General features: G+C 73.5%; 23 protein-coding genes. 11 read left to right on the top strand and 12 right to left on the bottom strand.

Annotated features, from left to right (window positions below; translation table 11 throughout):
* The first annotated feature begins 18 nt into the window (after positions 1–18).
* Genes ACQEUU_RS12690 through ACQEUU_RS12660 form a run of 7 tightly spaced genes read left to right on the top strand, consistent with a single transcriptional unit; the run spans position 19 to position 7,651 of the window.
* A complete protein-coding gene (locus ACQEUU_RS12690) occupies positions 19–1,485 on the top strand; it encodes an FAD-linked oxidase C-terminal domain-containing protein (RefSeq protein WP_433064637.1) in 1,467 nt (488 codons plus the stop codon).
* Entirely contained in the window at positions 1,485–2,723 is a 1,239-nt protein-coding gene (locus tag ACQEUU_RS12685; RefSeq protein ID WP_433064634.1) for an FAD-binding oxidoreductase, read from the top strand. The genes ACQEUU_RS12690 and ACQEUU_RS12685 overlap by 1 nt, the downstream gene beginning before the upstream one ends.
* 1 nt (position 2,724) lies before the next feature.
* Positions 2,725–3,939: a (Fe-S)-binding protein gene (locus tag ACQEUU_RS12680; RefSeq protein WP_433064632.1), complete on the top strand. Its 1,215-nt coding sequence runs from the start codon at positions 2,725–2,727 to the stop codon at positions 3,937–3,939.
* Between the two features lie 2 nt (positions 3,940–3,941).
* Complete coding sequence (locus tag ACQEUU_RS12675) at positions 3,942–4,685, top strand: IclR family transcriptional regulator (RefSeq protein WP_433071831.1); 744 nt, start codon at positions 3,942–3,944, stop codon at positions 4,683–4,685.
* A 41-nt stretch (positions 4,686–4,726) separates the two neighbouring features.
* On the top strand, positions 4,727–5,464 hold the full coding sequence (locus ACQEUU_RS12670; RefSeq protein ID WP_433064629.1) for an IclR family transcriptional regulator: 738 nt from the start codon (positions 4,727–4,729) through the stop codon (positions 5,462–5,464).
* Positions 5,465–5,467: 3 nt separating this feature from the next.
* A complete protein-coding gene (locus ACQEUU_RS12665; protein WP_433064626.1) occupies positions 5,468–5,680 on the top strand; it encodes a DUF2277 domain-containing protein in 213 nt (70 codons plus the stop codon).
* A 30-nt stretch (positions 5,681–5,710) separates the two neighbouring features.
* Positions 5,711–7,651: a hypothetical protein gene (locus tag ACQEUU_RS12660; protein WP_433064624.1), complete on the top strand. Its 1,941-nt coding sequence runs from the start codon at positions 5,711–5,713 to the stop codon at positions 7,649–7,651.
* Here the strand turns inward: ACQEUU_RS12660 and ACQEUU_RS12655 are convergent.
* Complete coding sequence (locus tag ACQEUU_RS12655; RefSeq protein WP_433064622.1) at positions 7,635–8,141, bottom strand: hypothetical protein; 507 nt, start codon at positions 8,139–8,141, stop codon at positions 7,635–7,637. The genes ACQEUU_RS12660 and ACQEUU_RS12655 overlap by 17 nt on opposite strands.
* A 94-nt stretch (positions 8,142–8,235) precedes the next feature.
* Here ACQEUU_RS12655 and ACQEUU_RS12650 point away from each other — a divergent pair, with 94 nt between their 5' ends.
* From ACQEUU_RS12650 to ACQEUU_RS12640, 3 genes are read left to right on the top strand one after another with little or no spacing between them, the layout of a single operon-like run.
* Positions 8,236–8,913 (top strand): response regulator transcription factor, encoded by a 678-nt coding sequence (locus ACQEUU_RS12650; RefSeq protein ID WP_433064619.1) that lies wholly within the window; start codon positions 8,236–8,238, stop codon positions 8,911–8,913.
* Complete coding sequence (locus ACQEUU_RS12645) at positions 8,910–10,142, top strand: ATP-binding protein (protein WP_433064616.1); 1,233 nt, start codon at positions 8,910–8,912, stop codon at positions 10,140–10,142. The genes ACQEUU_RS12650 and ACQEUU_RS12645 overlap by 4 nt, the downstream gene beginning before the upstream one ends.
* A 36-nt stretch (positions 10,143–10,178) precedes the next feature.
* Positions 10,179–10,586, top strand: a complete 408-nt coding sequence (locus tag ACQEUU_RS12640; protein WP_433064613.1) for a PepSY domain-containing protein — start codon at positions 10,179–10,181, stop codon at positions 10,584–10,586.
* A 3-nt stretch (positions 10,587–10,589) separates the two neighbouring features.
* Here the strand turns inward: ACQEUU_RS12640 and ACQEUU_RS12635 are convergent, their stop codons facing one another.
* The 5 genes from ACQEUU_RS12635 to ACQEUU_RS12615 all read right to left on the bottom strand — a co-directional run bounded on the left by ACQEUU_RS12635 (position 10,590) and on the right by ACQEUU_RS12615 (position 18,536).
* Entirely contained in the window at positions 10,590–11,258 is a 669-nt protein-coding gene (locus tag ACQEUU_RS12635; RefSeq protein ID WP_433064610.1) for an HNH endonuclease family protein, read from the bottom strand.
* A 78-nt stretch (positions 11,259–11,336) separates the two neighbouring features.
* A complete protein-coding gene (locus tag ACQEUU_RS12630; protein ID WP_433064607.1) occupies positions 11,337–14,639 on the bottom strand; it encodes a 2Fe-2S iron-sulfur cluster-binding protein in 3,303 nt (1,100 codons plus the stop codon).
* Entirely contained in the window at positions 14,636–14,884 is a 249-nt protein-coding gene (locus ACQEUU_RS12625; protein ID WP_433064604.1) for a sarcosine oxidase subunit delta, read from the bottom strand. Before ACQEUU_RS12625 ends, ACQEUU_RS12630 begins: the two co-directional genes overlap by 4 nt.
* On the bottom strand, positions 14,884–16,086 hold the full coding sequence (locus ACQEUU_RS12620) for a sarcosine oxidase subunit beta family protein (RefSeq protein ID WP_433064602.1): 1,203 nt from the start codon (positions 16,084–16,086) through the stop codon (positions 14,884–14,886). Before ACQEUU_RS12620 ends, ACQEUU_RS12625 begins: the two co-directional genes overlap by 1 nt.
* Positions 16,083–18,536, bottom strand: a complete 2,454-nt coding sequence (locus ACQEUU_RS12615) for a GcvT family protein (protein ID WP_433064600.1) — start codon at positions 18,534–18,536, stop codon at positions 16,083–16,085. The genes ACQEUU_RS12620 and ACQEUU_RS12615 overlap by 4 nt, the downstream gene beginning before the upstream one ends.
* Positions 18,537–18,666: 130 nt before the next feature.
* Here ACQEUU_RS12615 and ACQEUU_RS12610 point away from each other — a divergent pair, with 130 nt between their 5' ends.
* Positions 18,667–19,284 carry a TetR/AcrR family transcriptional regulator gene (locus ACQEUU_RS12610; protein ID WP_433064597.1) on the top strand — a complete coding sequence of 206 codons (618 nt, stop codon included), beginning with the start codon at positions 18,667–18,669 and terminating at the stop codon, positions 19,282–19,284.
* A gap of 26 nt (positions 19,285–19,310) precedes the next feature.
* Here ACQEUU_RS12610 and ACQEUU_RS12605 read toward each other — a convergent pair whose 3' ends face one another.
* The 6 genes from ACQEUU_RS12605 to ACQEUU_RS12580 are packed head-to-tail and all read right to left on the bottom strand — an operon-like array spanning position 19,311 to position 25,417.
* Positions 19,311–20,069 carry an SDR family NAD(P)-dependent oxidoreductase gene (locus ACQEUU_RS12605; protein WP_433064594.1) on the bottom strand — a complete coding sequence of 253 codons (759 nt, stop codon included), beginning with the start codon at positions 20,067–20,069 and terminating at the stop codon, positions 19,311–19,313.
* 2 nt (positions 20,070–20,071) lie between these two features.
* Positions 20,072–22,348, bottom strand: a complete 2,277-nt coding sequence (locus ACQEUU_RS12600) for a tetratricopeptide repeat protein (protein ID WP_433064591.1) — start codon at positions 22,346–22,348, stop codon at positions 20,072–20,074.
* A gap of 19 nt (positions 22,349–22,367) precedes the next feature.
* Entirely contained in the window at positions 22,368–23,123 is a 756-nt protein-coding gene (locus ACQEUU_RS12595) for an SCO6745 family protein (protein ID WP_433064589.1), read from the bottom strand.
* A 50-nt stretch (positions 23,124–23,173) separates the two neighbouring features.
* Positions 23,174–23,980 carry a diaminopimelate epimerase gene (gene dapF / locus ACQEUU_RS12590; protein WP_433064586.1) on the bottom strand — a complete coding sequence of 269 codons (807 nt, stop codon included), beginning with the start codon at positions 23,978–23,980 and terminating at the stop codon, positions 23,174–23,176.
* A 9-nt stretch (positions 23,981–23,989) separates the two neighbouring features.
* The gene (gene miaA, locus ACQEUU_RS12585; protein WP_433064583.1) at positions 23,990–24,892 is read right to left on the bottom strand and encodes a tRNA (adenosine(37)-N6)-dimethylallyltransferase MiaA; all 903 of its coding nucleotides are present in this window, start codon (positions 24,890–24,892) and stop codon (positions 23,990–23,992) included.
* 15 nt (positions 24,893–24,907) lie between these two features.
* Positions 24,908–25,417, bottom strand: a complete 510-nt coding sequence (locus ACQEUU_RS12580; protein ID WP_433064580.1) for a methylated-DNA--[protein]-cysteine S-methyltransferase — start codon at positions 25,415–25,417, stop codon at positions 24,908–24,910.
* Position 25,418: the final 1 nt, after the last annotated feature.

The raw sequence follows: 25,418 nt of genomic DNA, 5'->3' as shown, positions 1-25,418 counted from the left end.
CGTCCTATATTGGCACTGATGGAAGGCCGACTCGCTGGAGGCGCCATGCTCGACACGCTGACGGCGGCGCTGCGCGAGGTGCTGTCCGCCGACTCGGTGATCACTGACCCGGTGCGGCTGCGTACCTACGAGTGTGACGGCCTCACCTATCACCGCGCCACGCCCGGCGTGGTCGTGCTTCCCGCCACCGCCGAGCAGGTGGCGGCCGTGGTCAGACTGTGCGTCGAGTTCGCGGTGCCCTTCGTGGCCCGCGGCTCGGGCACGGGCCTGTCCGGCGGCGCGCTGCCCCGCGAGGACGGGGTGCTGATCGTCACCTCCAGGATGCGCCGCGTCCTGGAGGTCGACCTGCCCAACCGGCGGGCCGTGGTGGAGCCGGGGGTGACCAACCTGGCGATCACCGAGGCGGTGCGCGACCAGGGCTTCTACTACGCCCCCGACCCCTCCAGCCAGCAGATCTGCTCGATCGGCGGCAACGTGGCGGAGAACTCCGGCGGCGCCCACTGCCTCAAGTACGGCTTCACCGTCAACCACGTCGAGGCCTGCGAGATCGTCACCCCCGACGGCGACCTGGTGACGCTCGACCGGATGGACCCCGGCTACGACCTGCTGGGCGCGTTCGTCGGCTCGGAGGGCACGCTCGGCATCGCCACCAAGATCACGGTACGGCTGAGCCGGGTCCCCGAGTCGGTCACCACCGTGCTGGCCGCCTTCGAGAACATCGAGCAGGGCGGCAGGGCGGTGTCGGCCATCATCGCCTCCGGCATCGTGCCGGCGGCGATCGAGATGATGGACGCGCTGGCCATCGAGGCCGCCGAGGCGGCGGTGGCCTGCGACTACCCGCGGGGCGCGGGCGCGGTGCTGATCGTCGAGCTGGACGGCCCTGCGGCCGAGGTCGAGCTCCAGTTCGCGCGGCTCAAGGAGATCTGCTCGGGCGCGTTCGAGCTGCGCGTGGCGGCCGACCAGGAGGAGCGGGCGGCGATCTGGAAGGGCCGCAAGTCGGCGTTCGCCGCCGTCGGGCGCATCAGCCCGGCCTACATCGTGCAGGACGGCGTGGTGCCGCGCACCGCGTTGCCGCGCGTGCTGGCCGCGATCGACCGGCTGTCGGCCGAGCACCGCATCCGGGTCGCCAACGTGTTCCACGCCGGCGACGGCAACCTGCACCCGCTGGTGCTGTTCGACGACGCCGAGCCGGGCGCCGGCGAGCGCGCGGAGACGGTGTCGGGCGCGATCCTCGACCTGTGCGTCGAGCACGGCGGCTCGATCACCGGCGAGCACGGCGTGGGCGTGGACAAGGCGCGCTACATGCCGCGCATGTTCACCGACGACGACCTCGACACCATGCAGCTCGTACGGTGCGCGTTCGACCCCAGAGGGCTGTCGAACCCCGGCAAGGTGTTCCCCACGCCGCGGCTGTGCGGCGAGGTCCCGGGCGTGCGCAAGGGCGTGCACCCGCTGGTGGAGTCCGGGAAGGCGGAGCAGTTCTGATGCTCTCGGAGAAGCCGGCCGGCGCGACGGTCAGGGAGGCTGGGCCGGAGGACGCCGTGTGCGGGGTGACGCCGCGCTGGGTGGCGCTGCCCGAGACGGTCGAGGAGATCGCGTCGGTACTGCGCGCCTGCGCGGAGCGCGGGCTCGCGGTCGTGCCCGCGGGCGGCGGCACCAAGCTGCACTGGGGGCCGCCGCCGGAGCGGCTGGACGTGCTGCTCGACCTGTGCTGCATGAACGAGATCGTCGAGCACGCGGCGGGCGATCTGGTGGTGCGCGCGCAGGCCGGGGTGACCATGGACGCGCTCGCCTCGGCGCTCGCGGAGACCGGCCAGGAGCTGGCTCTCGACGTTCCGTTCACCGAAGGCACCACGATCGGTGGTACGCTCGCCGCCGCGGTCGCGGGGCCGCGCGCCTTCCGCTACGGCACGGCCCGCGACCTGCTCATCGGCATCACCGTCGTGCTGCCCGACGGCACCGTCGCGCGCTCCGGCGGCAAGGTCGTCAAGAACGTCGCCGGTTATGACCTGGGCAAACTGTTCACCGGTTCGTTCGGCACCCTGGGCGTGATCGCCGAGGCAACGTTCCGGCTCCACCCGCTGCCCGCCGACCGGCGCTGGATCGTGGCGGTGGTCGAGCCGCCCCGGGTGTCGGAGAGCGGGCCGTGCCAGGCGCGGGAGCTGGCCGCGATGCTGGCCGCCGCCCAGGAGGAGCCGAGCGCGGTCGAGCTCGACTGGCCGCACGGCCAGGGGCCGATCTGGATGACCGTGCTGGTCGAGGGCGCGGCCGCCGAGGACCGGGCGCGGACGCTGGCCGCGCGGATGGGCGAGGTGGTCACCGCGGTGCGGGACGAGCCGCCGCCGCAGTGGGGGCTGATCGTCGACGACCGCCTGCTGGCCGAGGTTCGCTTCCCGCCCGCGGCGCTGACCGAGGTGCTCGACGCCGTCCACTACACCGGGTTCTCGCTGCGCGGGTCGGCGGTGGCCGGCCGGCTCTGGCTGGAGCTGTGGGGCGAGGAGGGCCGGGCCGGCGAGGAGGACGAGGAGCGGGTCACCGGCGCGGTGGCCGCGCTCCGCGACCGGCTGGAGGGCTGCGGCGCCCGGCTCGTCGTGCACGCGACTCCGTACGAGAGCGTCCAGCGGTGGGGCCGCGTCGGCGCGCTGCCGCTGATGCGGCGGGTCAAGGAACGCTTCGATCCGGGACGCGTGATGTCTCCCGGCCGGTTCGTGGGAGGGATCTGAGATGGCCGCCGAACCCGATCCGAAGCTGATCGGTGACTGCGTGCACTGCGGTTTCTGCCTGCCGACCTGCCCCACGTACGTGCTGTGGGGCGAGGAGATGGACTCCCCGCGTGGCCGCATCCACCTGATGGGCCAGCGCGTGGAGGGCACTCCGGTCACGCCGGAGATGGCCGGCCACTTCGACGCCTGCCTGGGCTGCATGGCGTGCGTGACCGCCTGCCCCTCCGGGGTCCGCTACGACCGGCTGATCGAGCAGACCAGGGCCGTGGTGGAGCGCGAGCACGAGCGCGACCCCCAGGACCGGGCGGTGCGCGGCCTGGTGTTCGGCCTGTTCCCCTACCCGCGCAGGCTGCGGCTGGCGCGGCCGGGCACCGGGCTGGTCCGGCGGCTGGCGCCGTTCCTGGAGCGGGCCCATCCGAGCCTGGGGGCGCTGGCGGCGCTGGCGCCCGAGGTGCGGCGGCGGCAGCGGCTGCCCCGGCTGGTGCGGGCCAGGGGCCCGCGGCGGGCCGTGGTCGGCATGCTCACCGGGTGTGTGCAGGGCGAGTTCTTCCCCCAGGTGAACGCGGCCACCGCGCGGGTGCTCGCGCTGGAGGGCTGCGACGTGCTGATCCCGCCGGGGCAGGGCTGCTGCGGGGCGCTGAGCGTGCACGCCGGCCGGCCGGACCAGGCCAGGCGGCTGGCCCGGCGCACCGTCCGCGCCTTCCGCCGGGCGGGCGTCGACACGGTGGTGGTCAACGCGGCCGGCTGCGGCTCGTCCATGAAGGAGTACGGGGAGCTGCTCGGCGAGGAGCCGGGCTTCCGGGTGATGGACCTGTCGGAGTTCCTGGTCGCGCTGGGGCCGGTGGCCGAGCGGCACCCGCTGCCGGTGACCGTGGCCTACCACGACGCGTGTCACCTGGCGCACGCCCAGGGCATCCGCGCGCAGCCGCGCGAGCTGCTGCGCGGCATCCCCGGACTGGAGCTGCGGGAGGTGCCCGACGCCGCGATCTGCTGCGGCTCGGCCGGCACCTACAACATCTTCCAGCCGGAGGCGGCCCGCGACCTGGGCGACCGCAAGGCCGAGGCGGTCGGCTCCACCGGGGCCGGGCTGCTGGTGTCGGCCAACCCGGGCTGCACCATGCAGATCGCCGCGGCGATGCGCCGCCGGGGGGCCGAGATCAGGGTGGCGCACACCGCCGAGGTGCTGGACGCGTCGCTGCGCGGGGTCGCCCTGTGAGCGTGCAGTCGGTCGAGCGGGCGCTCGACGTGCTGGAGGCGCTGGCCGAGTACGGCGGCGAGGCGGGCCTGTCGGAGATCGCCGCCCGCACCGGGCTGCCGTACGGGACCATCCACCGGCTGCTGCAGACCCTGCTGGCGCGCGGCTACGTGCGCCAGGAGTCCGATCGGCGCTACGCGCTGGGCGGCGGGCTGGTGCGGCTCGGCGGCGTGGCCGAGGGCATGGTCGGGGTGTGGGCGCAGCCCCATTTGACGCGGATGGTGGAGCTGTCGGGCGAGACGGCCAACCTGGCGGTGCTCGAAGGCGACTTCATCGTCTACGTGGCGCAGGTGCCCTCGCCGCGCAGGCTGCGGATGTTCGCCGAGGTCGGCAGGAGGGTGCTGCCGCACAGCACGGCCGTGGGCAAGGTGCTGCTGGCGTGGCGGGCCGCCGAGGAGGCGGTCACGCTGCTGGAGCGCACCGGGATGCCGCGGCGCACGCCCAACACGATCACGGCCGCCCCGGCCATGCTCGACGAGCTCGGCCTGGTGCGCGACCGCGGCTACGCGCTCGACCTGGGCGAGGAGGAGCTGGGCGTGCACTGCCTGGCCGTGCCGGTGCGCGACGGCGCACGGGTGGTGGCCGCGATGTCGGTGTCGGGCCCGGCCGACCGGATCGACGCCCTGGACCGCGACGAGCTGGCCCGCGGCATGCTGAAGATCGCCGACGCGTTCGGCGCGGAGCTCAGCCCGGCCGCCGGAGGCTGAGGACCCCCGGCCCGCGCCTCGACGGATTAAGCTGTTGCGCTATGAGCAACAGCTCCGTGCAATCCGTCGACCGGGCCATCGCCATCCTGGAGATCCTCGCCCGCGAGGGGGCGACCCGCGTGACGGACCTGGCCTCGGAGCTGGAGGTGCACAAATCCACCGCGTCCCGCCTGCTGGGCGCGCTGGAGCAGGGCGGGCTCGTGGAGCAGACCGGCGACAGGGGCCGCTACCGGCTCGGTGTCGGCGTGGTGCGGCTCGCCGGCGCCGCCACCAACCAGCTCGACCTGGCCAGGGAGAGCGGGCCGGTGTGCCGGCGGCTGGCCGAGGAGATCGGCGAGACGGTCAACGTCGCGGTGCCCCGCGACGGCGACGCCGTCAACATCAGCCAGGTGCGCGGCCCGTCCGCGATCAGCGGGCAGAGCTGGGTCGGCGCCCGCACGCCCGCGCACGCCACCTCCAGCGGCAAGGTGCTGATGGCGTTCGGCGCGCTGGCCGTGCCCGCCGAGCTCTGCCGGTTCACCCCGTTGACCATCACCGACGAGCGGCGGCTCGGGCTGGAGGAGATCGTCCGGCGCGGCTGGGCCGCCGCGGTGGAGGAGCTGGAGCCGGGGCTGAACGCGGTCGCGGCCCCGATCAGGAACATCGACGGCGCGGTCGTGGCCGCCGTGAGCGCGTCCGGGCCGTCCTATCGGCTGACCCCGCAGCGGCTGCCCGAGGTGGGCGAGCGCCTGGCCGGGGGTGCGCGGGAGATAAGCCGCCGTCTCGGCTATTACGGTTGAACTATGTGCCGAAGCATCAAGACCCTGCGCCCCCCGTACACCGAGGACGTCACCGAGGACGACGTGCGGGCGGCGGCGCTGCAGTACGTCAGGAAGATCTCCGGCTTCCGGTCCCCGGCCCCGCACAACGCCGAGGCGTTCGACCGGGCCGTGGAGACGATCACCCGGGCCTCCGAGGAACTGCTGGCCTCGCTGCGAGTTCGCGGATCCCGTTGACAGGCCCGCCCGTCGGGAGAAGTGTCCGGGGTGAGCCACGACTCCAGGGGGGCGATCATGATCAGCGGGCGGTACGAGGGCCAGACCGGCGAGGTGACGCTGGCGCTCCGCGTCGACGTCGACGGACCCAGGCCGACGGGCCGGGTGAGCGGCGACCTGTTCTCCACCGTGGGCGCGACCGTCACCTACGAGGGGTCCTTCGTGGTGCACGCGCCCGCCGTCACGGCGGAGGGCGACGGGACGCGGATCGAGGGGCGGGGAGAGTTCACGTTCGCGCCGCCTGACCGGCAGGTGCGCGTCACGATCGGCGACGGCCGCGGCACCGCCCACGTCGCCGGGCGGGCCTACCCGATCGCCTTCGCCTCGCCGCACTTCCGCGAGGTCACGCTGGAGCAGGACTCGGTGGCCGGCGCCGTGCCGTTCGTCTCGTACCACACCGGCGCCCTGGGCGGGGCCGGCGGATCGCCGGCGCGGGAGCTGGACGTGGCTCGGGCGTGGGCGGAGGCCGGCGTCGGGCTGACCGTGACCGGGCCCGGCGTGATCCCGGTGGACGGCTCCGGCCCCGACCTGGCGTGGGACGACGCCGAGCTGCACCACGCGATGACGCAGCAGTTCGGCCTGTTCGGCGACGCGCCGGCCTGGCGGGTGTGGCTGCTCGTGGCCAGCAGGCACGTGGGCGGCTACCGGGGCATCATGTTCGACTACGACGACGCCCACCAGCGGCAGGGCGCCGCCGTCTTCCACGACGCGATCAAGGGCGACTCGCCGGAGGCGCAGCGGGCCCAGTTACGCACGTACGTGCACGAACTCGGGCACGCCTTCAACCTGCTGCACTCCTGGCAGAAGAACCTCGCCAGACCGCCCCAGCCGCTCGGCCCGCACGGCGGCTTCGGCGACCTGTCCTGGATGAACTACGTCCAGAACTACCGTCCCGGCGGCGAGGAGGGCTACTGGGCGGCGTTCCCGTTCCAGTTCACCGACACGGAGCTGGTCCACCTGCGCCACGGCTTCTTCCGGGACGTCGCCATGGGCGCCAACGCGTTCGGCACCGGCGCCGCCGAGGCGGTCCCGTTCGAGCAGCCGATCGAGGACCACTCGGGGCTGCGGCTGGAGGCGCGGGCCAAGGAGTGGTTCGCCCTCGGCGAGCCGGTGGTGGTCGAGCTCAAGCTCTCCTGTACGGGCGAGCCGCGCGTCACCCACGGCCACCTGCACCCCGACACGGAGTTCACCCAGGTCACGATCACCCAGCCGAGCGGCCGGACGGTGCTCTACCGGCCGATGATGCGCCACTGCGTCGACCGTTCGCCGCAGATCAGGCTCGACTCCGGCAACCCGGCCATGTACCGCAGCGCCTACATAGGCCACGGCCGCGACGGCCACTACTTCCAGCAGCCCGGCGAGTACCAGGTGCGCGCCCAGTACATCGCGGCCGACGGCTCGCGCGTGGTCTCCCCGCCCTGCCTGGTCCGGGTCCGCTACCCGGCCTCCGGCGACGACCACCGGGTGGCGGAGCTGATGCTGGGCGAGGACCAGGGCAAGCTGTTCTCGCTGCTCGGCTCCGACTCTCCGGCGCTGAACTCGGGCAACCAGGCGCTGGACGAGCTGCTCGACCGGTACGGCGGCCACCCGCTGGCCGTCTACGCCCGGATGGTCAAGGGCCTCAACGCCGAGCGGGAGTTCAAGGCCATCGGCGCGGACAAGCGGCTGGCGATCCGGCCGCCCGACCCGAAGCAGGGCGTCCAGCAGCTGGCGAAGGTCGCCGGGGCGGGCACGATCGACAACATCACGCTCAACATGGTGATGCGCCGCTGGGCCAGGGCGGAGGCCCGGCAGGGCGACCTGCCCAAGGCCAGGGCGGTCCTGGACAAGATGGTCGCGACCTTCCAGGCCAAAGGGGTCAACCCCATCATCATGGGCCAGATCAGGAGGCAGGCCGAGCTGACCTCGCAGGCGCTCAGTCTCGAGACATGACCGGCCGCCCGGCCTCGCAGCGCACCTTGATCTCGACGTCCTCGGCGCCCTCGGCGTCGGCCTCGAACTCCACCCCGGCCTCGGTGTCGGGGCCGGGGTCGACGCCGTCGACCGAGTAGCCCTGCGCGGGGCTCCACGAGCGCAGCGTCACCTGGCCGCCGGCGCAGGAGGCGATGACGGTGCCGCCGGCGCTGCGGATCACCTCGTTCTCCGGCGTCTGAGTGACGCCCGGCGACGCGCTGACGGACGGGCTGACGGGCGGGCTCGCCGACGGCTTCTCGGACGGGCTCGTGGACGGGCTCGTGGACGGGCTCAGGGGCGGGCGCTGGGTGGCCGTGGTCACCCTGGCCAGCGTGGCCCGCGCCTCCTCCTGCGTCATCACGCGGCCGGACGTGCCCGTCAGGCCGCCGCCGAGCAGGCCGAGCACGGCCACCGCCGCACCGGTCGCGGCGATCGCCGTCACGGCCCAGGCCAGGAGGAGTCGCTTCACACCCCCCACCTTCCCCCTCGTACGGCTAAGCCCAGGTTAAGACAGCCCTAAGAGGGTGCGCCGTACTCCGATTCACCGTCTACGGTTTCACCATATGGCTGACATCCTGCTGATTGAGGACGACGTGGCGATCCGCACGGCCCTGAGCCGCGGGCTGCGGGATCTCGGCCATGCCGTCGCCTCCTCCCCCACCGCCCTCGACGGCCTGCGGCTGGCCGTCCAGGACCATCCCGACCTGATCGTGCTCGACCTGGGGCTGCCCGACCTCGACGGCGCCGAGCTGCTGCGGATGCTGCGCGCGGTGAGCAAGATCCCGGTGATCGTGGCGACCGCCCGCGACGGCGACGCCGAGATGGTGCCGGTGCTCGACGCGGGCGCCGACGACTACGTGGTCAAGCCGTACAGCGCGGCCCAGCTCGACGCCCGGATCAGGGCGGTGCTGCGCCGGGCCGGCGAGACGGCGCCCGAGCCGCTCCGGGTGGGCGCGCTGCGGGTGGACCCGCGCGCCCGGCTGGCCGAGCTGGACGGCGTGGCGCTGGACCTGACGCCGCGCGAGTTCGACGTGCTGCACTACCTGATCGCGCGGGCGGGCGAGGTGGTCACCAAGCGCGAGCTGCTGACCGAGGTGTGGCAGCTCCCGTACGGCGGCGCCGACAAGACCGTCGACGTGCACCTGTCGTGGCTGCGCAGGAAGCTGGGCGAGACCGCCGCCGAGCCCCGCTACCTGCACACGGTGCGCGGCGTCGGGGTGAAGCTGGTCGAGCCGTCGTGAGGCGCTGGCTGGCGCTGCTGGTGGCGGCCACGACGTCGCTGGTGCTGATCGCGCTGCTCGTGCCGATGGCGCTGCTGATCCGTTCGGTGGCGGAGAACGGCGCGATGAGCCGTGCCACCGCCGCCGCCGAGTCGGTGGCCGTGTCGGTCGGCACCCCGGACCTGCCGCTGGCGGTCGAACGCGTCGAGGCGCCCGTGACGGTGTTCCTGCCTGACGGGCGGGTGCTCGGCGAGGAGGCCCGGCGCACCGACGCCGTCCGGCTGGCGCAGACCGGCCGCAGCGTCACCGCCGAGCGCGGCGACGGCAGGGAGGTGCTGGTCGCGGTGCAGTCGCCGCAGGGCACCGTGGTCATCAGGTCGTACGTGAGCGGCGACGAGCTGCTGCGCGGCGTCCGCGAGGCGTGGGCCGCCCTGGCCGGGCTGGGGCTGGCGCTGGTCGTCCTGGGCATCGTGCTCGCCGACCGGCTGGCCAGGGCCATGACCAGGCCGATCGACGGCCTGGCCCGGGTGTCGCACCGGCTGGCCGGCGGCGACCTGGAGGCGCGGGCGGTGCCGGGCGGCCCGCCGGAGGTGCGGGCGGTCGGGCTCGCGCTGAACCACCTCGCCGGCCGCATCGGCGACCTGCTGGCGGCCGAACGCGAGTCGGTGGCCGACCTGTCACACCGCCTCCGCACGCCGCTCACGGGCCTCAGGCTGGACGCGGAGTCGCTGCGGGACCCCGAGGAGGCGGCGCGCGTCGGCGCCCGGGTGGACGCACTGGAGCGCGCGGTCAGCGCGGTCATCACCGACGCCCGCCGCCGCTCGGCCGGGCGCGAGTCGTGCGACGCCGCGGCGGTGGTGCGCGAACGGGTCCGCTTCTGGTCGGTGCTGGCCGAGGACCAGGGCCGCGAGCTGCGGGTGGACCTCCCTGACGGCGAGCTGCCCGTCGCGGCCGGCGCCGAGTCGCTGGCGGCGTGCGTGGACGCGCTGCTGGGCAACGTGTTCGCGCACACCCCCGAAGGGGCGTCCTTCGCGGTACGGCTCACGCCGCACCCGTCGGGGGCCGTGCTCGTGATCAGCGACACGGGGCCCGGCTTCGACCCCGCCCTGCTCGCCAGGGGCACCAGCGGCGGCGGCTCCACCGGTCTCGGCCTGGACATCGCCCGGCGCACCGCCGAGTCCAGCGGCGGCGGCCTGACGGTCTCGTCCGACGGCGGCGCGCGGGTGGAAGTGACCTTAGGGCGTCCTTAACGCGGCGTTACCGGCAGCCGGGGTTTCCTTGATGACATGGACACCGCAAAGAAAATCATCATCGCCAGCGCCGCCGCCATGACCCTCGTGGCCGGTGGCTCCGCCGCCTTCGCCGCTTCCCAGAGCCCCTCCCCGAGCCCTTCGGAGAGCGCCTCGCAGAGCGCCCCCGTCCAGAGCGCCCCCCAGGTGACCGCCCAGCAGGCCGTCGACCTCGCGCTGAAGCAGGTGCCGGGCTCGTGGGTGTCGGAGATCGACTTCGACGCGCGCGGCACGCAGGCCGACGTGTGGGAGGTCAAGACCGTCAAGGGTGACGTGGAGCACGAGCTCGACTTCGACGCCGCCTCCGGCAAGCTGCTGAAGCAGGGGACCGAGCAGGCCGACGCCGACGACGACAACGACGACGACCGCGACGACAACGACGACAACGACCGCGACGACGACTGACGGTCAGCAGGAGTCGAGGACGCGCTCCATCGCGTCCTTCTCCGCCCGCGTCACCCACAGCTCGTACGTGGCCTTCACGTCGATCTGCCGGGCGATGTACGCGCAGCGGTAACCCCGGCGCGGCGGCAACCAGGTCGCCGCGTCGGAGTCGCTCTTCTGGCTGTTGAGCGGGCCGTCGACGGCCAGCAGGTTCAGCGGGTCGTTGGCGAACTCCTTGCGCTTGGTGGCCGACCACTGCTGCGCGCCCTTCTGCCAGGCGTCGGAGAGCGGGATCAGGTGGTCGATCTGGACGTCGCTGCTGGTGTCCTGGCCGCGCTTGAACTTGATCGTCTCGCCGCCGTACGGGTCCTCCAGGACGCCGGTGAGCACGATGCAGTCGTGGGTGCCCGGCTTGAAGGTCTCGTCGGTCAGGTCCCGCTTGAGGATGTCGTTGCGGGTGTCGCAGCCGTTGCGGTCGACGTCCGCCCAGGCGGGGCCGAACTCGTCCCGGTCGAAGCCGGTCTTCGGCGCCCGGCCCTTGACGTCGAGCTTCTCCAGCTTGCCGCGCGCCTCCTTGACGTCGACCTTGGAGGAGGAAGAGGAGGATCCGCCGTCCTTGTCCGCCTGCCGGTCCAGCTCCGCTTCCAGCTCCCCGCACCCGGTGAGCACCACCGCGGCGGTCAAACCCGCCAAGACCGCCCGAACACGCACTGCGACTCCCAGACTCGGCTATCAATCGTCTAGGTATATCAATTCCTCTTTGCCTCCGCTTTACCCATCCAAGGCGTCTATCAGCCACTTCGCGAGATAGTCGGTGTACGAGGAGCGCACGAGGACGCGATAGGCGTCGCCGTGCCGCGCCAGGATCACCGGCGCCCTGCCGAGGACCGTCTGGGCGTGGCCGGTGAACACCCCGGGATGCAGGTCGACCGGGCACCCGGTGATCAGGACGTCCAGCGCCCCAGGTCCGGTGAGCTCGATGACGGTGCGCTGACCGGAGACGTCCACCCAGCCGGGCCGCGGCTCGGCCTCGCCGGCCACCAGCCACCAGTCCGGCCCCAGCCGCATCCCCGTCCCCGGGTCCTCGCCCCGTACCTCCCACATGGGCACGAACGGCACCTCACGCACCCGCACCCGGTCGTCCCCCGCCGCGGCGAACCGCGCGGCGAAGGCCGCGGCGGGGCTCTCCGCCGGCGCCCTCCACTCCCGGCCCGGGAAGACTCCTGGCACCGCCGGACCGCCCGGCGACGGCGTCTCCCCCGGGGCCGCTCCTCCGGGCGCGGGGGCGCCGTCGCGGCGGAGGTTGTCCGGGTCGTGGAACACCGGGGACACCACCCGCACGGGGATCGCCGCGTCGCCCGAGACCGCCGTCAGCCGGTCGCCGGGCCGCACGTCCGCGGCCAGCGCCAGGCTGATGGCGCGCCCGAGCGCGACGCTCGGGTAGCTGGAGGTGACGTGTCCCAGCATGGGGCCGCCCGCCACGTCGGCGACGAGCTGGGAGCCCTCCTCGACGAACGCCGACGGGTCCTCCGTCAGCAGGCCGACCAGCCTCTTGCGGCCGGGCCGCGAGGTGTCCGGCCGCGCGTGGGAGCGCTTGCCGACGAAGTCCGGCTTGCGCCCGGACACGATCCACGACATGCCGAGGTCCTGCGGGGTGACCGTGCCGTCCGTCTCCTGGCCGACGATCGCGAACCCCTTCTCGGCCCGCAGCACGTGCATGGTCTCGGTCCCGTACGGGACGGCGCCCAGCTCCAGCACCGCCTCCCAGAGCGCCCGCCCGTAGGGCCAGGGGACGTTCACCTCGTACGCCAGCTCGCCCGAGAAGCTGATCCTGAAGACCCGGCCGGGCACGCCGAGCACGGACGTCTCGGTGCACCACATGAACTCCAGGCCCAGCGCGCCGGGGGCGACGGCGGCGATCACCGTCGCGGCCAGGGGCCCGGCCACCACGACGGTGGCCCAGTGGTCGGTGACCGAGGTGAGGCGGACGTCCAGGGACGGCCACTCGGTCTGGTGCCATTCCTCCAGCCAGTCGAGCACGGCGGCGGCGTTGCCGGTGGTGGTGGTCATCAGGTAGTGGTGCTCGCCCAGCCGGGAGGTGGTGCCGTCGTCGAACACCATGCCGTCGGCGGTGCACATCAGCCCGTAGCGGCAGGCGCCGACGGCGAGGGTGGAGTACAGATTGGTGTAGATCCGGTCCAGGAACGCGCCCGCGTCCGCGCCCCTGATGTCGATCTTTCCCAGGGTGGAGGCGTCCATCGCGGCCACGGCCGTGCGGGCGGCCCCGCACTCCCGCCGCACCGCCTCGTCGAGGGTCTCCCCGTCGAGCGGGAAGTACCAGGGCCGCTTCCACTGGCCGACGTTCTCGAACACCGCTCCCCTGGCGACGTGCGCGCCGTGCATGGCGGTGGTCCTGGCCGGGTCGGACAGCACGCCCCGGTCGCGGCCCGCGAGGGTGGCGAACGACACGGGCGTGTACGGGGGACGGAACGTGGTGGCGCCGACCTGGCCGGGGGCCGCGCCGAGCAGCTCGGCCAGCACCCCGGCCACGAGCGCGCCGGAGGTCTTGCCCTGGTCCGCTCCGGTGCCCGCGGTGGTGAACCGCTTGACGTGCTCCACCGAGCGCAGCCCCGCCCCGGTGGCCCTGGCCACGTCGGCGACGGTGACGTCCCGCTGGAGGTCCACGAAGGCCGTGGGGTCGGGGTCCAGCTCTCCCCAGTACGCTGCGGGCGGCCGGAGAGCCGGCTCATCCGGAACCGGAACCCGGAACCCGGAGCCGACCGGGCCGTGGGCATCGGCGCCCGCCCGGTAGCCGTCCTCGATGGCCTGCGCTGTGCCGTACAGCCCGCGGCAGGCGCCCGCGGGGGTCACCGCCTGCGCGGGCTCGCCGGGTACGAAGGCGCGCAGGGTCTCGTCGAAGCGCAGTCTGCCCTGCGACTGGCTGAACAGGTGCACGACCGGGTTCCAGCCGCCCGCCACGGCCAGCAGATCGGCCTCCACGCGCCGGTCGCCGATCAGGACAGCCGCGAGCGTCCCGTCGTCCCCGGCCACAGTCCCTGTGACCGTGCCGATGACGGTGCCGGTCACGGTGCCGGTCACGGTGCCGGTCACGGTGCCGGTCACGGTGCCGGTCACGGTGCCGGTCACGGTGCCGGTCACGGTGCCGGGGACGCCCCGGCCGGTCGGCGGCCCTTCCGGGCGGGGGTCCACGATGGCGGCGATCTCCACCCCGGCCGACTCCAGGTCGCGGGCGGCCTCGTAGCCGGAGTCGGCGCACGCGTACACGACCGCACGGGAGCCGGGCCGCACCCCGTACCGGTTGGCGTAGGCGCGCGCGGCGGCGGCGAGCATGACGCCGGGCAGGTCGTTGCCCGGGAACGGCAGCGACCGCTCGTGCGCGCCGGTGGCCAGCACGACGCGGCCCGCCCGGACGTGCCACAGCCGCTCCCCGCGCGGGCGGCGCTCGACGGCGACCACATAGTTGTGGTCGTGGTAGCCGATCGCGGTGGTCCTGGTCAGCACCCGCACCTCGGGCAGCGCCGCCAGGCGGGACCCGGCCGCGTCCGCCCAGTCCGGCGCGGGCGCGCCGTCCAGCAGGACGCGGCTGTTCAGCAGGTCGCCGCCGAGGCGGGGCTGGTCGTCCATCAGGATGACCCGGGCGCCCGACTCGCCCGCCGCGAGCGCGGCGGCCAGCCCGGCCGGGCCGCCGCCCACGACGAGCACCTCGCAGTGCAGGTAGCCCTTGTCGCAGCGGCGCTCGTCGGGCGCGTCGGGGTCGAGCCGGCCCCTGCCGCGCAGGCTCCACGCCTCCAGGTCCGCGTGCAGTTCGACGGTGGTGGCGGCCAGCATCGGGTCGGCGCCCACCCGGACCAGCGCGTTCGGCTCTTCGGGCCCGGCGCTGAAGATCCCGCGCGGCCGGCCCAGGTCGACGCTCCGCCCGACCACCCGTACGCCGCAGGCTAGCAGCGCGGAGGCGAGCGTGTCGCCTGGATGGCCGTGCAGCGGACGCCCGTCGAAGCGGAAGGGCAGCGTGACGGAGCGGTCGATCAGACCGCCGGACGGCAGACGGCTCATGGGGCCTTCCGGATCTCGTGGGTGACCGTGTGCCGCTCGACGGTGAACCAGGTGCGGCAGCCGAGCGCGTGGAACCAGCGCTCGCGGAACCAGCCCCTGGGGTTGTCGCGCATGAACACGTACTCGGCCCACTCGCTGTCGGACAGCTCGCCGGGCGTCTCGGGGTAGGCGACGCCGGCCTGTCCGCCGTAGTGGAACTCGTTCTCGTCGCGGGGGCCGCAGAACGGGCAGTCGAGGAGCATCATCAGTGGGCCACCGCCGCCGCGCCGTGCTCGTCGATGAGCGCCCCGCTGGTGAAGCGGTCGAGCGAGAACGGCGCCGCCAGCGGATGGGGCTCGTCCTCGGCGATCGTGTGCGCGTAGACCCAGCCGGAGCCCGGGGTGGCCTTGAAGCCGCCGGTGCCCCAGCCCGCGTTGACGTACAGGCCGTCGACCGGGGTGCGGCCGATGATCGGGGAGGCGTCCGGTGACACGTCCACGATGCCCGCCCAGGTGCGCAGCACCCGCGCCCGGCTGAAGATCGGGAACAGCTCCAGCGCCGCCGCCATCTGCGCCTCGACGACGTGGAAGGCACCGCGCTGCCCGTAGGAGTTGTAGGCGTCGATGCCGGCGCCCATCACCAGCTCCCCCTTGTGCGCCTGGCTGACGTACACGTGCACCGCGTTCGACATGACCACGCAGTCGAGCACCGGCTCCAGCAGCTCCGACACCAGCGCCTGCAGCGGGTGCGACTGCAGCGGCAGCCGGAGCCCGGCCTCGGCGGCGAGCACGGAGGTGTGCCCGGCGGCGGCGAGCGCGACCTTCCCCGCGGCGATCCGGCCGCGCGTGGTCTCGACGGCCAGCACCCGGCCGCGCGCGATCTCGAAGCCGGTCACCTCGCACCCCTGGATCAGGTCGATCCCGTACGCGTCGGCTTTGCGGGCCAGCGCCCAGGCGACGTGGTCGTGCTTGGCGATGCCGCCGCGCCGCTGCAGCGTGCCGCCCAGGACGGGATAGCGGGCCCTGCCGGACACGTCGACGATCGGGCAGAACTTCTTCACCTCGTCGGCGTCGAGCCATTCGGCGTCCACGCCGTTGCGCCGGTTGGCGTTCACCCGCCGCCTGCCCTCGCGCACGTCGCCGAGGGTGTGCGCCAGATTGAGCACGCCGCGCTGGCTGAACCGCAGGTCGTAGTCGAGTTCGTCGCTCAGCCCCTCCCAGAGCTTGAGCGCGTGCTCGTAGATGGCGGCGCTCTCGTCCCACAGGTAGTTGGAGCGGATGATCGTGGTGTTGCGGGCCATGTTGCCGCCCGCGAGCCAGCCCTTCTCCAGGACGGCCACGTCGGTGATGCCGTGGTTGCGCGCGAGGTAGTAGGCGGTGGCCAGGCCGTGCCCGCCGCCGCCCACGACGACCACGTCGTAGGCGGGCTTCGGGTCGGGGTCGCGCCAGAGGAAGTCGGGATGGGTCACCGTCGGATCTTCTCCATCTTCGGGTCGAACAGCGGCTCGGCGGCGACCTCGGCCGGGACGCGCCGCCCGAAGTACGTCACGTCCACGCGGGTGCCGGGCTCGGTCAGCTCCGCGGGCAGCCAGGCGTAGGCGATGGGCCTGCGGATCGTGTGGCCGTAGGCGGCGCTGGTGACGTACCCGACGGTGCGGCCGTCGTGCCGGACCGGCTCCTTGCCCATGACCACCTCGGCCGTCAGCAGCGGCGTCAGCTTACGGGTGACGTCCGGGGAGAGCGCGTCGCGGCCGACGAAGTCCTTGCCCGGCTTGACCGCGAAGCCCAGCCCGGCCTCGTACGGGTCGTGCTCGGGCGTCATGTCGACGCCCCACAGCCGGTAGCCCTTCTCCAGCCGGAGGCTGTTGAAGGCGGCCCGGCCGCCGGCGACCGGCAGGCCGGTGGCCCAGAGCGTGTCCCACAGCTTGAGCCCGAGATCGGCGGTGGTGTAGAGCTCCCAGCCCAGCTCGCCCACGTACGACACGCGCATCGCGGTCACCGGCACGTGGCCGACGTGGCCGGTCCTGCAGGTGAAGTAGCGGAAGCCGTCGTGGGACAGGTCCAGGTCGGTGAGCGGCTGCACCAGCTCCCTGGCGCGCGGCCCCCACACGCCGACGCAGCAGGTGCCGGGCGTGATGTCGCGCACGTACACGCCGCCTGGCGCGTGGCGGGTGATCCAGTCGAGGTCCAGGTTGCCGTTGGCGCCGATCTGGAACCGGTCCTCCTCGATCCTGGCCACGGTCAGGTCGGAGCGGACGCCGCCCCTGGCGTCCAGCAGGAGCGTGTACGTGACCGAGCCGGGCTTCTTGTCCACGTCGTTGGTGGTCAGCCACTGCAGGAACGCCGCCGCCTTCGGGCCGCCGACCTCGATCCGCTTGAGCGGCGTCATGTCGTAGAGCGCCACGCCCTCGCGGGTGGCGTGCGACTCGGCCGCGGCGATCGGCGACCAGTAGCGGCCGGCCCAGGCGTCCCGCCGGTCCGCGCCGGTCAACGTCCCGCCCTCGTCACTCCGGGCGAGGTCGCTCCGGGTGAGGTCACTCCGGGTGAGGTCGCTCCGGGCGAGGTCGTCCAGGAGCGGCCGGTTGGCCTCGAACCAGTGCGGACGCTCCCAGCCCGCCCCCTCCAGGAAGACGCCGCCCAGCTCAAGCTGCCTCGGGTGGAACGGGCTGGTCCGCATCGGGCGCGGCGACTCCATCGGCTGCAGCGGGTGGATGACGTCGTACACCTCGACGAAGTTCCGGGCGCCGCGCTCGGCGACGAAGGCCGGGGAGAGCTGGACGGGTTCGAACCGGCTCAGCTCGCACTCGTGCAGGTCGGTCGCCGTGACGCCGTCCACCAGCAGCTCGGCGAGCGCCTTGGCGACCCCGGCCGAGTGCGTCACCCAGACGGCCTCGGCCAGCCAGAACCCCTCCAGGCGCGGCGCCTCCCCGATCAGCGGGAAGCCGTCGGGGGTGAAGGAGAAGATCCCGTTGATGCCGTCCTCGTACGCGCTCGCGGCCAGCGGCGGCAGCAGCTCGCACGCGTCGCGCCAGGCGGGGTCGAAGTCCGCCTCGGTGAACGCCTGGACCGACGGCATCGTGGTGCCCTTGGCGGCGATCTCGTGCTGGGCGACGGGCATCGGGCGGTGCGCGTAGGAGCCGACGCCGACGCGGTCGCCGTGGTGCCGGAAGTACAGGTCGCGGTCCTGGTGGCGGAGGATGGGGCCGGTGCCGGGGCTGCCCGCCAGCGGCCCCGACTTCGCGTACTGGTGGGCCAGCGGGAGGAGCGGCACGGTCAGCCCGGCCAGCTCGCCGATCGACGGCCCCCAGAAGCCGGCCGCGCACACCACCACCTCAGCCTCGATGACCCGGTGGCCGTCGGCGGTCTCGACCGCCACGCCGGTGACCCGGCCGCCGTGCTGCTCGACGCCCACGACCGTGTGCCCGGCCAGGAACACGGCGCCACGCTCCGTCGCCCTCGCGGCCTGTCTCTCGCAGCAGCGCACGGCGGCGGCCAGCCCGTCGGTCGGCACATGGAAGCCGCCGAGCACCTTGCCGGGGTCGAGCAGCGGCCAGAGCCGGGCGCAGCCGGCGGCGTCGACCAGGCTGCTGCCGACGCCCCAGGACTCGGCCCAGCCGTGCTTGCGGTGCAGGTCACGCAGGCGTTCCTCGGTGGTCGCCACCTCCAGCCCGCCGACCTGGTCGAAACAGCCCAGGTCCGTGTATTTGCGCACGGTGTACGAGGCGAACTCGGTCATGGTCTTGGACGGGTTGGTCTGGAAGACCAGGCCCGGGGCGTGGGAGCTGGAGCCGCCGGTGGCATGGAGCGGTCCCCGGTCGAGGACCGTGACGTCCGTCCATCCGCGTGCGGTCAGCTCGTCGGCCAGGGCACAGCCCACGATGCCGGCTCCGATGATCACTGAACGAGGCCGGCTCGCCATGCACCCTCCGGTTGTTCCTTAATGCGCAACACAGACCGGACTACGCAACGAACATAAGCCCCAGCGATCCCCTGGACAAGAGCCGCACCACGTGAAGACGGACCGTCTCGTCTCTTGCTAGGATCCGGCCGTGCGACACAGAACCACGCCCGACGCGGGCCGCCGCAGCGAGGCCTCCCGCCACGCCATCCTCACCGCCGCCTTCGAGCTGGCCGGCGAGGTCGGCTACGCCAAGCTCAGCGTCGAGGGCATCGCCGCCCGCGCGGGCGTCGGCAAGCAGACTATCTACCGGTGGTGGCCGTCGAAGGGCGCGGTGCTCCTCGACGCGTTCCTGCACCTCTCCGAGGGCGACAGCGGCGAGAGCGACGGCGGCGGGGGCATGGCGCTGCCCGACACCGGCGACCTGGAGGCCGACCTCAAGCTGGTGCTGCGCGCCACCGTCGACGAGTTCGCCGACCCCCGCTACGACCGGCCGCTGCGCGCGCTCACCATCGAGATCATGCACGATCCCGCGCTGGCGGCCCACTACGCCGAACGACTGGACGGGCCGATGAAGGAGGCGAAGAAGACCCGCCTGCGCGCCGCCCAGGAGGCCGGGCAGCTGCCCGCCGGCCTCGACCTGGACGTGGCGGTCGACCTGATCTGGGGCCCGCTGCTCAGCCGCTGGCTGCGGCGCTCGGGCCCGCTCACCCACGCCTACGCCGACGCCGTGGTGGAGACGGCGCTGCGCGGCCTGTACGCCCGCTGACGGGCCCACGCCACCGGCCGGGGCGGTCAGGTGATGAGCATGCCGCCGTCGACCGGGAGCGCGACGCCGGTGATGTAGGAGGCGGCGTCGCTCGCCAGGAAGACCGCGGCCGCGACCAGCTCGGCCGGGTCGCCCGCCCGCCCCATCGGCACCCGCTGCTCCAGGACCCGCTCCAGGTAGCCGGGACGGTACTGCTCGGTCATCTCCGAGGCGAAGAACCCCGGCACCAGGCAGTTGACCCGGATGCCCCGCCGCCCGGTCCACTGCTGCGCGAGATCCCGGGTGAGGCCCTCCACGCCCGCCTTGGACGCGCTGTAGGCGGCCTGCGGCAGCCCGGCGGTGGTGCCGCCGAGCACGCTGCCGATGTTGACGATGGACGAGCCGGGCCGCATCACCCGCGCGCACGCCTGAGCCATCCAGTAGGTGCCGAGCAGGTTGACGTCGATCACCTGCCGGAACTCCTCCGGCGCCTCACGCAGGGCGGGCACGGCGGTGCCGACCCCGGCGTTGTTGATCAGCACGTCGACCGCGCCGAACTCGGCCACGGCCGCCTCGACCAGCTCCTGGCAGTCGTCCACCCGGGCCACGTCGGTGGACACGGCCAGGCACCGGCGACCGGTCTCCTCGACCAGTCGCCGCGTGTCGCCCAGCCGGTCGGCCCGGCGCGCGCCGATGACGACGTCGGCTCCGGCCTCGGCGAACCCCCGGGCGAAGGCCACGCCGAGCCCCGAGGACGCGCCGGTGACGATGACGACCTTCCCGTCGACCCCGAAACGCCGCAGCATGGTCAGAGACCGTACTCCTTGACGATGCGCTCGTGGCGCTCGACCTCGACGTCGACCTCGCGGGCGAGGTCGAGCCAGGCCAGCGGGTGCGACCAGCGCTCGGTGGCGTCGTCGAGCAGGGCGTCGACCTCGACCGGCGAGACGCCGGGCGGCACCGCCACCCAGCCGAACACGCCGGGGATCTGCTCGCCGGTCGTCGGGTGGGTGACCATGTAGTTCTCGTCGCTGTAGACCCACATGGGCCAGCCGCGCTCGGCCATGACCTCGGTGAACTCGGCCCAGTCGGACTCGCTCGGCGCGGCGCCGTCGAAGAAGTAGCTCGTGTAGCCGCCGGGCCGCAGAATGCTCACCGCCGCGAAGGGCGGCACGAAGTTCTGCTGCTCCTCGGGGTCCTCGGGCAGCGGCTCCAGCAGCTGCGGGTCGAACACCACGAGGTCGCCGGCGTTGTATTCCATGCCGCGCGGCTGCGGCAGCGCCAGGCGGGCGGTGGCGGGGCCGGTGCGGATGGAGAGCACCTGGCGGCGGCCCCCGTCGGGCGCGGGGAGGATGACCCGGATGAGGCCCATCTCCTCCTCGATCGGCCCCTCCGTGGACTTGATCGGCATGCCGATCTTGGCGGCGCCCTTGCGGACGGTCTCCCAGTCCTCGGCGGCGGTGGCCATGACGATCATGCGCCAGGTGTCCTCGTCGCCGAGCTCGTCGAGGACCTCCAGCAGCGCCTTGGCGCCCTTGGCGTTCTGGTCGAGCTGCTGGGCGGCGGTCGCCGCGATGCGGCGGGCCTCGATGCCGGCGCCCGCGGCGACCGCGTGCTCGGCGTTGTCGAGCGCCTCGGCCCAGCGCTCGCGGGCGATGTGGAGGCGGGCCAGGGTGAGGTGCTTGGCGGCGTGCGGCAGCATGCCGGCCATCTGCTCCAGCCGCTCGTCCTGCCGGGCCTCGACGAGGAGCGTGGTGAGGTAGGCCACGTCGTCGGGGTCGGCGGTGGCGATGTCGCCGGTGTCGACGAGCATCTTCCAGTAGATGTCGGCGCCGGTCGCGGGATAGCCCAGGAAGCCGAGCGTGGTGGTGTGGCGGCGGGTGGCCTCGAGGTCGCGGCCGGACAGCGGGGCCAGCCAGCCGACCCACCGCTCGGGGTCGGCGTTGTAGCCGTCGGCGGCGTCGAAGTAGGCGACGCGCTCGGCCTCGGGGCCGGGCGCCTCCGGCTCGGAGGTGGTCTCGGCGGCGGCCCGCAGCGCGGCCACGCGCTCGGCCACGCCGGTGTCGTCGCGCAGCTCGGCGGCGGCGGACTGGGCCAGGTCGGCCAGCGCCCTGGCCTGCCAGACGCCCTGCCGGGCGACGGCCAGGTCGCCCGCCACCAGGGCGAGCTCGACGCGGGCGCGGTAGCCGCCCATCGTGCCGAAGTAGTCGATCCACTGGCGCAGCACACGGCCGAGCTGCCAGGTGTTGGTGATCTGGGAGGAGCCGGACAGCTTGTAGACCGCCTGCGCCCACTCCACGAACACCCGGGGGTGGTCGCCCACGACGTCGAGGTCGGGCAGCGCGTCGACGGCCTCGGAGAGACGGTCGAGCGTGGCCAGGATGAGCGCGCGGCGCACGCCGTCGCGGTGCTCCTTGGCGACCGGGTCGTCGGCCTGGAAGGCGGCGGCCGCCTGCAGGGCGTCGAGCGCGCCCTCGGCGCGGCCGTCGGCGAACAGCGCTCGGGCGCTCTCGGCGCCGAGCTCCCAGCTCGCCTCGCGGCCGGCGGAGCGCAGCCGCTCGACGGCGGACTCGGCGTAGGCGACGGCCTCCGCGGCCCGGCCCGCGTCGACGAGCGCCGAGACGTACTGGGCGACCAGGCCGGAGAAGGCGGGCCCGGCGGGCTCGGCCTGCTCGATGGCCGGGCCCAGCAGCTCCAGCCGCTGGGCGGCGTAACCGGGGCCGTCGGTGTTGGCCCAGGCGACCGCGAGCGCCTCGACGGCCGCCGGGGTGGCCGGGCAGTCGCGGACGTCTTCGCGCCGGGCGAACGCGAGCAGCTGCTCGGCGTCCTCGACCGCGACGGCGCCCTGCGCGCGGTCGCCGATGCGGCCGACGAGGTGCCAGTAACGGGCGTAGAACTCCAGCCAGGGCAGCTCCAGGGCCTCCGCCTGCTGGGCGATCGCCGGGGCCATCACGTCGAGCTGTGGGTATCGCCCTTCGTAGGCCTGCGCGGGCAGGTCTCCCAGAGCCATGGCGAGGCCTACGTTGCCCGCCTCGGAAAGCTGCTGCTGGGTTTCGCCGACCCACGCCCAGATGTCCACGTCCATGGGGAGTCAGTCTGCCAGGTCAATGACCGTGCCCCAAACGCAGAAGCCCGATGAGCTCGTCCGATTCGTCGCTATTTAGCACGGAAAATACCGGTGCCATGAGATCATCGGTGACCTCTTCGACGGCGGCCCGGCGTGCGAGAACCTCCGGTCCCGGGGTCGGGTACGGCTCCGGCCACTCGAAGAACCTGGCGACCATCTCCCCGCTCCGGCCACCCAGCGGGGTCCCGTCGTGGTCGGCGGTCAGCGTCGCCTCCAGCGGGCTCAGCCCGGCCGCGAGCACCGCGTTGGCGTGCAGCCCGCCCCGCAGCTCGCGCACCACGTGCATGAGCTGCGCCGCCCTTGCGGGCGGATCGCCGGCGAGCGGCACGCCCCGCCATCCGGCGAACAGCGGCGCCCCGACCGGCGAGGCCGCCTGGACGACCTTCTCCAGCAGCTCGGCGATCCGGGCGCAGCCGTCGTACCCGCCTAGTTTGCGCCGGCCCCACTCCTGGCAGGCCCGCGCGTACAGCTCGACGGCCTGGTCGACGGGCATCTTACGGCCGTTCTCCCAGTTTTTCCTGACATGCTCGGACGGGAAGAACACGGCGACCGAGGTCACCACATCGGCCTCGCACTCGCCGAGCACGCCGCAGCGGCCCCGGAAGTAGAACTCGCGGGGGCCGAGGCCGTGCTCGTCGCACACCGCCTTGGCCTCGCGGGAGATCATGAAGCCGCCGCCGTACAGCCCGATGGGCGACTTGACCTGGACGGCGGTGGTGCGTGGGTCTGCCATCTCCACCCCTCTCGGTTCGATAAGCAGACCCAGCATCCCTCAGGAGAACATCATTCTGCAAGCGTCAGCTCGCCCGAGGCCACGATGACCGCGGGACCCCGCAGGTAGCTGGTCTCCTCGTCGAGCACGACGGTGAGCGTGCCGCCCGGCACCTCGATCGTCCAGGTGCCGGTGGTCTCGCCGGACAGCGCGGCCGCCGCGACCGCCGTGGCGACCGCGCCGGTGCCGCAGGAGCGGGTCTCGCCGGAGCCGCGCTCGTGCACCCGCATCACCGCGCGGCTGGTGCCGACCGCGTTGAACAGCTCGATGTTGACCCCCGTCGGGAACACCGCCGGGTCGAAGGTCGGCTGGTGGCCGAGGTCGAGCTGCGTCACCGGGTCGCCGATCGAACAGGCCAGGTGCGGGTTGCCCATGCTGATGTGGAGTCCCTCGTACTCCTGGCCGCCCACGGTGGTGACGCTGGAGCCCAGCACGACCGGCCTGCCCATCTCGACGGACACCTCGCCGTCGGCCTCCATCCGGACCCGCCGGACGCCGCCCCGGGTCACGACGTCGAACTCGTCACCCCGCACCAGCCCGGCGTCGACCAGGTAGCGGGCGAAGACCCGGGCGCCGTTGCCGCACATCTCGGCCAGGCCGCCGTCGGCGTTGCGGTAGTCCATGAACCACTCGGCCGGCTCTCCGGCCACCTCCGGCACCTGCTTGGCGCGCACCACACGGAGCACGCCGTCGGCCCCGAGGCCGGCCCGGCGGTCGCAGACGCGGGCGACGAAGGAGGCGGTCAGGTCGAGCTCGCCATCGGGGTCGGGAAGGATGACGAAGTCGTTCTCGGTGCCGTGGCCCTTGAGAAAGCGCATTGCTCGATTTTATCCGGACTCCCGCCCCGCTATCAGCGCCAGCGATCTGCCGAGCAGGTCGGGGTCGTCGTACGGGAGCCAGCGCACCCTCGGATCGCGCCGGAACCACGACTCCTGCCGCCGGGCGAACCGCCGCGTCGCCCGCACCGTCTCCGCGAACGCCTCCTCCTCGCTCCACTCCCCCTCCAGGTAGCGGATCACCTGGGCGTAGCCGAGCGCCCGGCCGGCCGTGCGGCCCTCGGCCAGACCGCGCCCGAGCAGCTCGCGCACCTCGGCGACCAGGCCCGCCGCCCACATCCGCCCGACCCTGGTCTCGATCCGCTCGTCCAGCACCGGCCTGGGCACCTCCAGCCCGAGCTGAACGCTCGGGTAGACCGCCTCGTAGGACGGCATGGTGGCCGAGAACGGCCGGCCGGAATGCTCGATCACCTCCAGCGCGCGCACGATGCGCCGGCCGTTGCTCGGCAGGATCGCCTCGGCCGCGGCCGGGTCGAGCTCGCGCAGCCGCGCGTACAGCGGCCCGGCGCCGCGCTCGGCCAGCTCGGCCTCCAGGCGGGCCCTGATCTCCGGGTCGGTGCCGGGGAACTCCAGGTCGTCGATGGCCGCCCGCACGTACAGGCCGCTCCCGCCCACCAGAACCGGCACGTCGATGGCCTCGATCAGCGGCCTGACCAGCTTCTGGTACTCCGCCACGCTGGCCGTCACCGTCACGTCCCAGACGTCCAGCAGGTGGTGCGGCACGCCGCGCCGCTCGGCCTCGGTGAGCTTGGCGGTGCCGATGTCCATGCCGCGGTAGAGCTGCATGGAGTCGGCGTTGAGGCACTCCCCGCCCAGCCGCAGCGCGAGGTCGACGGCGAGATCGGACTTACCGGCCGCGGTGGGCCCTACGACGGCGATGACTGGGTGACGCACGCCTACCAGTGTCCGCTACAGATCGAGCAGCGTGGGCTGCAGGTAGCCCTCGTGGGTCAGCAGCCAGCGCTTGGTCTCCACGCCGACGCCGCCGCTGAACCCGCCCAGCCCGTTGCCCGCGACCACCCGGTGGCACGGCACCACGATCGGCAGCGGGTTGGACCCCATGATCGACCCGATGCCGCGCGCGGGCACGCCGGTGCCGCTGCGCGCCGCCAGCTCGCCGTAGGTCACCGCCGTGCCGTACGGGACCTCGTACAGCGTCCGCAGCACCGTGCGCCGCACGCCCGAGGTCAGCCGCCAGTCGACCGGCGTCTCGAACCGCCGCCCGGCGCCGTCGAAATAGGCGAGAAGCTCCCCGACGACGGAGGCCGTACGATCCGGGTCATGGACCTCAGGCAGGCCGAGCCGGTCGCGCAGCCGCTCGCGGCCTCCCCAGCCCGACGCGACCAGCCCGTCCTCGGTGACGGCCAGCACGAACGGGCCGACCGGCGTCGGCACCTCGGCGAACGCGACGGTGGTCATC

Source organism: Nonomuraea sp. CA-218870 (assembly GCF_050936535.1).
Taxonomy (GTDB): domain Bacteria; phylum Actinomycetota; class Actinomycetes; order Streptosporangiales; family Streptosporangiaceae; genus Nonomuraea; species Nonomuraea corallina.
Note: the sequence above shows the minus strand (reverse complement) of the source record. Positions and strands in the feature narration are given on the sequence as shown.